Below are 9,358 nucleotides of genomic sequence, written 5' to 3' on the forward strand. Positions count from 1 at the left end.
CGCGCTCCTACAGACGACAGGGCTAATTCTTCTGCCGCGGAATCCGCACCAACTGGCTATTGGAATATAGGTCATGCCAGGTACGTTTCTGCTTGTCGATCAGGCTCCAGAAAAACCCGAGTCCGACACACAGCCATGATGCTATCGCCACCACAAACCGCAGCAGCGCCTGCCACAGGCTGATGCCGGTGCCATCGGCGTTCTGCACGCGAATCCCCCAGACCTGCATGCCCAGCGTTTGCCCGGCATGGGTCCAGAACTTGGCGAAGAAGCCGAACAACACGAAAAACAGAATTGTAGAGAGCAGCGGGTCGCCGTCCAGTGAGCCCGCTTCGGACATCGCCCTCAACTTTGCTTCGCCGACGAAGCCCATCCAGATCAGTTTGTAGATGAAGGTGGTGACCATCAGCAGCGCCACGCACAGCAAAAAGTCATAGAAGATGGCGGCCATGCGACGACCCAATCCCGCTGCGGGAAAATCGCCTTGGGGGCGGAGCAGGTGTTTCGGCATCAGGGCGCGCTCGTTGGCGGGGGAGCCAGCATGGTACAAAATTGCGGACATAAAAAAGCCCCTGATGATGGCAACAGGGGCTTTTTCGTTTTGCAGCTATCAGGCTTCGGCTTGTACTTCGTCAGCCTGCATGCCTTTTTGGCCTTGCACGGCAACGAACGTCACCTTCTGGCCTTCTTTCAGGCTTTTGAAGCCGTTGCCTTGAATAGCGCGGAAGTGGACGAACAGATCCGGACCGCTCTCGGGAGTGATAAAACCAAAACCTTTCTCGTCGTTAAACCACTTAACGGTGCCGCTCTGACGTGTAGACATTTTCTTATTTCCTTGGAACTTGAATTAATGACAGCCTTCTTCACACGAGGAAGTACTGGACTGGTTGCAGGAAGTAAGAAGCGTAGAGCGGGATGTAGCATTGGTTCTCGCTACTGCCCAGGTCACGGTCCAAAGCGACCCATGCAAACACAGTTAAGAAACTCTACGCTAACTGTTACAGAAAAAACAAGCCCCCGCTCACCCCCGGTTTCAGGCGGTCAAGCCCGTTTTTTGAAAAGTTTAACCAGTTCAGAGTGATCGATAGTTTTTACAATATGACTGCTGTTGAAAGTGCATTTTTTTGACACTTTCATCACTGTTTAAAAGCGCACTGTGATGCGGCAGCCAGACTGCGGGTGCACTCTTTTGGCTGCCTGTTTTTTTGACGCTAATATCAACCGCGGAAGTAACGTTGTGCTACGAAAGGCATTTTGGCGACCAGCATCGGTACTTTCTTGCCACGTACAATCGCCCAAACGGAGGTGTCGAGCGCAGCGAAGCCCGTATCGATACTGCCCATTGCCAGCGGTGCGCCCAATGTAGGCCCGAAGCCACCGCTACACACGGTACCAATCACTGTTCCCTCAGCATCCACGATCTCAGCGCCTTCGCGTACAGGCGTACGTTCTTGAGGCAGTAGACCTACGCGTTTGCGAGCAACGCCTGACGCCTGTTGGGCAAATATCTGGGTTGCGCCGGGGAAGCCGCCAGCTCTGGCGCCGTCAGCGCGACGGGTCTTGGAAATCGCCCACAACAAGCTGGCTTCAATCGGTGTGGTTTCGGTGTTCATGTCGTGGCCGTACAAGCACAAGCCCGCTTCAAGGCGTAGCGAGTCTCGGGCGCCCAGACCAATCGGCGCGACTTCAGGCTCGGCCAGCAGACGCCGCGCTAACGATTCGGCTTTGTCGGCGGGCACCGATATTTCATAGCCGTCTTCACCGGTATATCCCGAGCGACTGACATAGCACTCAATGCCATCAATGTTCACGCTGGCAAACTGCATGAACGTCATCTTCGCCACGTCCGGCGCCAGGCGCGCAAGGGCGGTCACCGCTTGCGGGCCTTGCAGGGCGAGCAGGGCGCGCTCTTCGAACAACGGCTTGATATCGCATTGGTCGCCGATGTGCTGTTGCAAGTGCGCAAGATCTTCATTTTTGCAGGCAGCATTGACCACAAGCATCAGTTGATCGTTGCCCAGATTGGCAACCATCAGGTCGTCGAGGATACCGCCGGTTTCGTTGGTGAACATCGCGTAACGCTGCATGCCCACTGGCAGGTCGATGATGTCGACCGGGACCAGGGTTTCCAGTGCTTTGGGGGCATTTGCGCCGGTCAGCAGAATCTGGCCCATGTGCGAAACGTCGAACAAGCCTGCTTGCTCGCGGGTGTGCAGATGCTCTTTCATCACCCCAGCCGAATATTGCACGGGCATGTCGTAACCCGCGAACGGGACCATCTTGGCCCCCAATTCAAGATGCAGGGCGTGCAGCGGCGTTTGCAGCAATTGAGTAGACATCTGAGGCTCCTTGGATTCGTGTCAGGCATCGACCGCAGTCGATGCATTGAAATTGGGCTGTTTCAGCATTCGATAATGTTGACGGCCAGCCCGCCACGGGCTGTTTCCTTGTATTTGCTTTTCATGTCGGCGCCGGTCTGGCGCATCGTGCGGATGACTTTATCCAACGACACAAAATGCTGGCCGTCACCGCGCAACGCCATGCGCACGGCATTGATGGCTTTCACCGAACCCATTGCGTTGCGCTCGATGCAGGGCACCTGCACCAGCCCGCCGATGGGGTCGCAAGTCAGGCCGAGGTTATGTTCCATGCCGATCTCGGCGGCGTTTTCCACCTGATTGACGTTGCCGCCCAATACCTCGCACAAAGCACCCGCAGCCATTGAACAGGCGACGCCGACCTCACCCTGACAGCCGACTTCGGCGCCGGAGATAGAGGCGTTTTCCTTATACAAAATGCCGATGGCTGCGGCGGTTAGCAGAAAACGGACAACGCCGTCTTCGTTAGCCCCGGTGATGAAGCGCATGTAGTAATGCAACACGGCCGGGATGATTCCGGCAGCGCCATTGGTAGGCGCGGTGACAACCCGACCGCCGTTGGCGTTTTCTTCGTTGACTGCCAGCGCATACAGATTGACCCAGTCAAGCACGGACAGTGCATCGCGCAATGCGGCTTCCGGGTTTTCACACAGCTGCCGGTGCAATGCTGCGGCGCGACGCTTTACCTTCAGCCCGCCCGGCAGAATGCCTTCGTTGCGGCAACCGGCTTCGACGCAGTCCTGCATGACCTGCCAGATACGCAGAAGGCCCTGGCGGGTTTCGGCTTCAGGACGCCACGCAGCTTCATTAGCGAGCATCACCTGGCTGATCGAAAGGCCACTGGCTGCGCAATGGGCCATCAGCTCCTTTGCTGTCTTGAACGGATACACCAGTTGCGTTTGGTCTTCGACGATACGGTCCGCCCCAGCGGCGTCTTCATCGACCACGAAACCGCCGCCGACGGAGTAGTACTCGCGGCTGCGCACTTGTAGGCCGGAGGCATCGAAGGCACGGAAAATCATGCCGTTGGGGTGGTAGGGCAAGGGTTTGCGAATCATCGCAAGATGTTGTTTCTCGATGAACTCAATGCTGTGTTCGCCGAGCAGATTCAGGCGCTCGCTGCTACGGATCTGTTGCAGGCGGGTGGCGACGGTTTCGGTGTCCACGGTGTCCGGATGCTCACCTTCAAGGCCCAACAACACGGCCTTGTCGCTGCCGTGGCCTTTGCCGGTGGCGCCGAGCGAGCCGTACAGCTCGACTTTGACGCAAGTGATCGTTGTCAGCAGGCCATCGCGGCGCAGGCCTTCGGCAAAACGCGCTGCCGCCCGCATCGGGCCCACGGTGTGGGAACTGGAAGGGCCGATCCCAATCTTGAACAGGTCGAACACGCTCAGGGACATGGTTGGCTCCGGTTATTGTTATGGTTTCGCAGGCTTGCCTCGGCCGACTTCGTCGCGAGCAAGCTCCCTCCCACAGATTAACGTGTGGCCTGTTGGAGGAAGCTTGCTCGCGATAGCGGTTTGTCAGACAAATCGCGTCAGGCTATTCGCGGGCAAGCGCACCCCTACAGAAAACTGATCACGCGTCCTGATAGCTCTCGATCGACGGGCAAGCGCAGACAAGATTGCGATCACCAAACACGTTGTCGACGCGGCCAACCGGTGGCCAGTATTTGCCGTCGATCAACGAAGCTACCGGGTATACCGCTTGCTCACGGCTGTACGGGTGGCTCCATTCGCCTACCAGTTCTGCTGCGGTGTGTGGCGCGTTTTTCAGCGGGTTGTCTTCCTTGTCCAGCGCGCCGCTTTCGACCGCACGAATCTCTTCGCGAATCTTGATCATGGCGTCACAGAAGCGGTCCAGCTCTTCCTTGGATTCGCTTTCGGTCGGCTCGATCATCAAGGTGCCGGCCACCGGGAACGACATGGTCGGGGCATGGAAGCCGAAATCGATCAGGCGCTTGGCGACGTCATCGACGCTGATGCCGCTGCTGTCCTTGATCGGACGCAGATCCAGAATGCATTCATGCGCCACCAGGCCGTTGGTGCCGGAATACAGCACTGGGTAATGTTCTTCGAGGCGACGGGAAATGTAGTTGGCGTTAAGGATCGCCAGTTGTGAGGCGCGTTTGAGACCTTGGCCGCCCATCATGCGGATGTACATCCACGTGATCGGCAGAATGCTCGCGCTGCCGAACGGGGCGGCACACACCGCGCCTTCCTTGCGTTCCATTTTGCCGTGACCTGGCAGGAATGGCGCCAGGTGCGACTTCACGCCAATCGGGCCGACGCCTGGGCCACCACCACCGTGGGGGATGCAGAAGGTTTTGTGCAGGTTCAAATGGGAAACGTCGCCGCCGAACTTGCCCGGTGCGCACAGGCCAACCATGGCGTTCATGTTGGCGCCGTCGATGTAAACCTGACCGCCGTTGTCGTGGACGATGCCGCAGATTTCGCGGATGCCTTCCTCGAAAACGCCGTGGGTGGACGGGTAGGTGATCATCAGCGCTGCGAGATGATCGCGGTGCTCGATGGCTTTGGCGCGCAAGTCTTCGATATCGACGTTGCCGCGTGAGTCGCAGGCCGTCACGACAACGCGCATGCCGGCCATGTTGGCGGTTGCAGGGTTGGTGCCGTGAGCGGACGACGGGATCAGGCAGATGTCGCGACGGTCATCGCCACGGCTCTGGTGATAGGCACGAATGGCCAGCAAACCTGCGTATTCACCTTGGGAACCGGCGTTTGGCTGCAGCGAGATGGCGTCGTAACCGGTAGCGGCGCAGAGCATCTCTTCCAGTTCGTCGGTCAGCTGCTGATAACCGGCGCTCTGATCGGCAGGTGCGAACGGGTGCAGGTTGCCGAACTCAGCCCAGGTTACGGGAATCATTTCGCTGGCAGCGTTGAGTTTCATGGTGCATGAACCTAGCGGAATCATGGTGCGATCCAGGGCCAGGTCCTTGTCCGCCAATTTACGAAGGTAGCGCATCAGCTCGGTTTCAGAGTGATAGCGATTGAACACCGGGTGGCTGAGAATCGGCGACTGGCGCAGCAGCTCGGCGGGCAGTTTCGCTTCCACAGCGTCAGCCAGTTCTGCGAAGTCAGGCAGCGATTTGCCGTCCGCGAACAGGGCCCACAGGGCTTCGACGTCGGCTTGCTGTGTGGTTTCGTCCAGCGACAGCCCAAGAGTTTGAGCATCGACTTCGCGCAGGTTGATTTGCTGAGCGCGGGCTTTGCCGTGCAGCTCGGCAGTCTTGGCGCCGGTGTTGATCGTCACGCTGTCGAAGAAGAATGCCTGCTCGACGTTCAGACCCAGCTTGCTCAGGCCCTGGGCGAAGATCGCGGTCAGGTGGTGCACGCGATTGGCAATGCGCGTCAGGCCGCGCGGGCCGTGGTAGACGGCGTACATGCTGGCGATGTTGGCGAGCAGTACTTGCGCGGTGCAGATGTTGCTGGTGGCCTTCTCGCGACGGATGTGTTGCTCGCGGGTTTGCATGGCCAGACGCAGGGCGGTCTTGCCGAAACGGTCGATTGACACGCCCACCAGACGGCCCGGCATGTCGCGCTTGTAAGCATCGCGAGTGGAGAAATACGCCGCGTGCGGACCACCGAAGCCCAGCGGAACGCCAAAGCGTTGTGCGCTGCCGATGGCGACGTCAGCGCCGAATTCGCCCGGCGGGGTCAGCAGCGTCAAGGCGAGCAGGTCAGCGGCGACTGCGACCAAAGCGTTGGCAGCGTGGAAACGCTCAACCAATTCGCGGTAATCGAACACGTCGCCATTGCTGGCCGGGTATTGCAGCAGCGCGCCGAAGAACACGCTGACGTCGGTCAACTCGCTTTCATCTGCAACCACCACCTCGATGCCGAGCGGTTCGGCGCGGGTGCGCAGCACGTCGAGGGTTTGCGGGTGGCAGTGGCTGGAAGCGAAGAATTGCTGGCTGCTTTTGTTCTTGCTCAGGCGCTTGCAGAAGGTCATCGCTTCAGCGGCGGCGGTTGCTTCATCGAGCAGCGATGCGTTGGCAATCGGCAAGCCAGTGAGGTCGCTGATCAGGGTCTGGAAGTTCAGCAGCGACTCCAGACGGCCTTGGGAAATCTCTGGCTGATAAGGCGTGTAAGCCGTGTACCAAGCCGGGTTTTCCAGCAGGTTGCGCAGGATCGGTGCCGGGGTGTGGGTACCGTAGTAGCCCTGACCGATGAAGGTCTTGAACAACTGGTTTTTGCTGGCGATGGCTTTGATCGCCGCCAGCGCATCGGCTTCGCTCTGGCCGTCAGACAGGCCCAGCACGCTGGTACCTTTGATCGATTCGGGGATAACGCTGGCGCTCAGCTCTTCCAGGGAGGTGAAGCCCAGGGTGGCGAGCATGGCTTTTTCGTCGTCGGCTCGCGGGCCAATATGACGTGCGATGAATTCGTTGGCAGTGCTCAATTCGATACGGTCAGTCATGTCGGACTCCTCAGGCTTCGGCGTTGGCTTTGATCAGACGGTCGTAGGCGTCCTGATTCAGCAATTGACCGACAGCGTTTGCATCGGAAGGGATGAAGCGAAAAAACCAGCCTTGGCCCATTGGGTCTTCGTTGACCAGTTCAGGGTTGCTGTCGAGCGCCGGGTTGATTTCAACCACGTCACCCGTTAGTGGCATGTAAACGCCGCTGGCAGCTTTGACCGATTCAACCGTAGCTGCTTCTGCGCCTTTTTCGTAGGACTGCAGCTCAGGAAGTTGCACGAAAACCACGTCACCCAGTGCGTCCTGCGCGAAAGCGGTGATGCCGACGGTAACGCTGCCGTCGGTTTCAGTGCGCAGCCACTCGTGATCTTCGGTAAAACGCAACTCGCTCATGAAAACTCCCCTGAATAAACAAACTGCTCGTCGAAAGGCGCGAGCGTGAATGGGGCAAGTGCATAGCAAGTTTGCGGCCAGTTTGTTGCAGGGCTTGTAGCATGGGGGTTTCAGCGAAGACGAGGGTTTTAGAAGCGATAGCGCTGTAGCGAAATCGATACAGTTTGCGGGGTACGGAAAATGCTTACGGGATCAACACCTTGTGAAGCGGGCTTGAGCGTCTTTTGTAACGATATCGTTCCCCTGGATCGAAAGCGTTACGAATTGTTGGCTTTCGTGGGAGCGGACCTGTCCGCGAACGGGCCGGTACATCAGACATTAATTTACTGCTTGTCAGATTGCATTCGCGGACAGGTCCGCTCCCACGGTAGGTGCAGTTGTCTGGCTTATACCTTCCCGGAAATCCCGTACTTGCGCAGCCGGTGGGCGATGGCGGTGTGGGAGGTTTGCAGTCGCGCCGCCAACTGCCGGGTTGAGGGGTAATGGCTATAAAGCTTTTCCAGTAACGACTTTTCGAAGTCATCGACGGCTTGCTCAAGGCTGTCTATCTCTCCGTCGTTTTCCCGGGCTACGGATGTCCCGGCGATGTCCAGATCACCGATGTCTACCAGGTTGCTTTCACAGATCGCCGCAGCGCGGAAGATCACGTTCTGCAACTGGCGCACGTTTCCCGGCCAGCGGTTGCTTAATAAAGCGGGGTAAGTGCCGGGCGCCAGACGACAAGTAGGCCGCTGAATCTGCGCGCAAGCCTGTTCCATGAAATAGCGCGCCAGCAGCAGGATGTCCTGGCCGCGTTCACGCAGGGGAGGCACGTCGAGATTGAGCACATTCAGGCGATAGAACAAATCTTCACGGAACGTCCCTTCCGCCACCATCTTTTCCAGATTGCGGTGGGTGGCGCTGAGGATGCGCACGTTGACCTGCACCTCCTTGTCGCCGCCGACGCGGCGAAAGCTACCGTCATTCAAAAACCGCAGCAGTTTGGCCTGCAGATACGGCGACATTTCGCCTATCTCATCGAGAAACACCGAGCCCTGGTTCGCCAGCTCCATCAGCCCTGGCTTGCCGCCACGCTGGGCGCCGGTGAACGCCCCGGGTGCGTAACCGAACAGCTCACTTTCGGCGAGGTTCTCCGGGAGCGCCGCACAGTTCAACGCCAGAAACGGGCCGCTGTGGCGAGCACTGACTGCATGACAGGCGCGCGCGACGAGTTCTTTGCCGGTGCCGGTTTCGCCTTGGATCAACAGCGGGGCATCCAGCGCGGCGACCCTTTGGGCGCGGGCTTTCAGGGTGCGAATGGCGGCTGAATCGCCCAGTAATGCATCGAAGCCTTCGGCATGATCGTGATGCAGTGCGGACAAGCGCTCGCCAATGCGGCTGGGCAGGTACAACGTCAGCAGCGCTCCTGCGTCGGTAATCGGCGTGGCGTCCAACAATAGCGCCGCACCGTTGAGCGTCACCTCGCGCAGGGGCAGACGAAAACCGTTTTCCACCAGTGCCGTTTGCAGGCCGGGATCGGAAAACAACGCACCGATGGATTCGCCGGCTGGTTCGCGTCCACACAGGGCGATCAATGCCGGATTGGCGAGCAGCACGTGGCCTGCGCTATCGAGCGCCAACACCGGGTCGGTCATCGCGGCGAGCAGGGCATCGAGTTGCAGGTGCCGGCGTTGCCCCGGAAGGATATCGACCACGGTGATTGCTTCAACGCCGCGCACCCGAAACAGCCGGTCTTTCAGCTCTTCGAGCACTTCATGGCTCAGGGTGGGGGCATCGATGTAAACGTTGGGCGGGACCATCTCCACGGCGTCGAGATTCAGATTCCTGCCGCCAAGAATCCCCAGGACTTCCTGAGTGATGCCGACTCGGTCGATGAAGCTGACATGAATGCGCATGGAGTGGAGGAGGTCAGGCTGTGGGAAGGGGGCGATTATGCCAGTAAACAGGCATTGGCAGCGCTGAAGGGTATGACAGAAAACTGATATCAGGCTAAGCATTCGCTCGTGGGAGCGGACCTGTCCGCGAAGGTGTCACTCCTGTCTCAACATATCCAGCTCCAGATATGACGCCTTCGCGGTGTAGAAACGGACACATCCTTTACGTTTCAAACCGGGGACATCCTTTACGTTTTTGTAGGCTGGTCAGG

General features: G+C 58.7%; 7 protein-coding genes. All 7 read right to left on the bottom strand.

What is annotated here, in order from left to right:
- Positions 1–22: 22 nt before the first annotated feature.
- The 7 genes from ACWKV9_RS19290 to ACWKV9_RS19320 all read right to left on the bottom strand — a co-directional run bounded on the left by ACWKV9_RS19290 (position 23) and on the right by ACWKV9_RS19320 (position 9,107).
- A complete protein-coding gene (locus ACWKV9_RS19290) occupies positions 23–511 on the bottom strand; it encodes an RDD family protein (RefSeq protein WP_483837741.1) in 489 nt (162 codons plus the stop codon).
- Between the two features lie 99 nt (positions 512–610).
- Positions 611–823, bottom strand: coding sequence for a cold-shock protein (locus ACWKV9_RS19295; RefSeq protein ID WP_003227496.1), 213 nt, complete (start codon positions 821–823; stop codon positions 611–613).
- Positions 824–1,217: 394 nt separating this feature from the next.
- Positions 1,218–2,339, bottom strand: a complete 1,122-nt coding sequence (gcvT, locus tag ACWKV9_RS19300) for a glycine cleavage system aminomethyltransferase GcvT (RefSeq protein WP_483837723.1) — start codon at positions 2,337–2,339, stop codon at positions 1,218–1,220.
- Between the two features lie 62 nt (positions 2,340–2,401).
- The gene (locus tag ACWKV9_RS19305) at positions 2,402–3,778 is read right to left on the bottom strand and encodes an L-serine ammonia-lyase (protein ID WP_483837724.1); all 1,377 of its coding nucleotides are present in this window, start codon (positions 3,776–3,778) and stop codon (positions 2,402–2,404) included.
- Between the two features lie 178 nt (positions 3,779–3,956).
- A complete protein-coding gene (gcvP, locus tag ACWKV9_RS19310) occupies positions 3,957–6,818 on the bottom strand; it encodes an aminomethyl-transferring glycine dehydrogenase (protein ID WP_483837725.1) in 2,862 nt (953 codons plus the stop codon).
- 10 nt (positions 6,819–6,828) lie between these two features.
- Entirely contained in the window at positions 6,829–7,212 is a 384-nt protein-coding gene (gene gcvH, locus ACWKV9_RS19315; RefSeq protein WP_483837726.1) for a glycine cleavage system protein GcvH, read from the bottom strand.
- Between the two features lie 386 nt (positions 7,213–7,598).
- Positions 7,599–9,107 carry a sigma-54-dependent transcriptional regulator gene (locus ACWKV9_RS19320; RefSeq protein WP_483837727.1) on the bottom strand — a complete coding sequence of 503 codons (1,509 nt, stop codon included), beginning with the start codon at positions 9,105–9,107 and terminating at the stop codon, positions 7,599–7,601.
- Positions 9,108–9,358: the final 251 nt, after the last annotated feature.

It is taken from the genome of Pseudomonas corni (assembly GCF_057128765.1).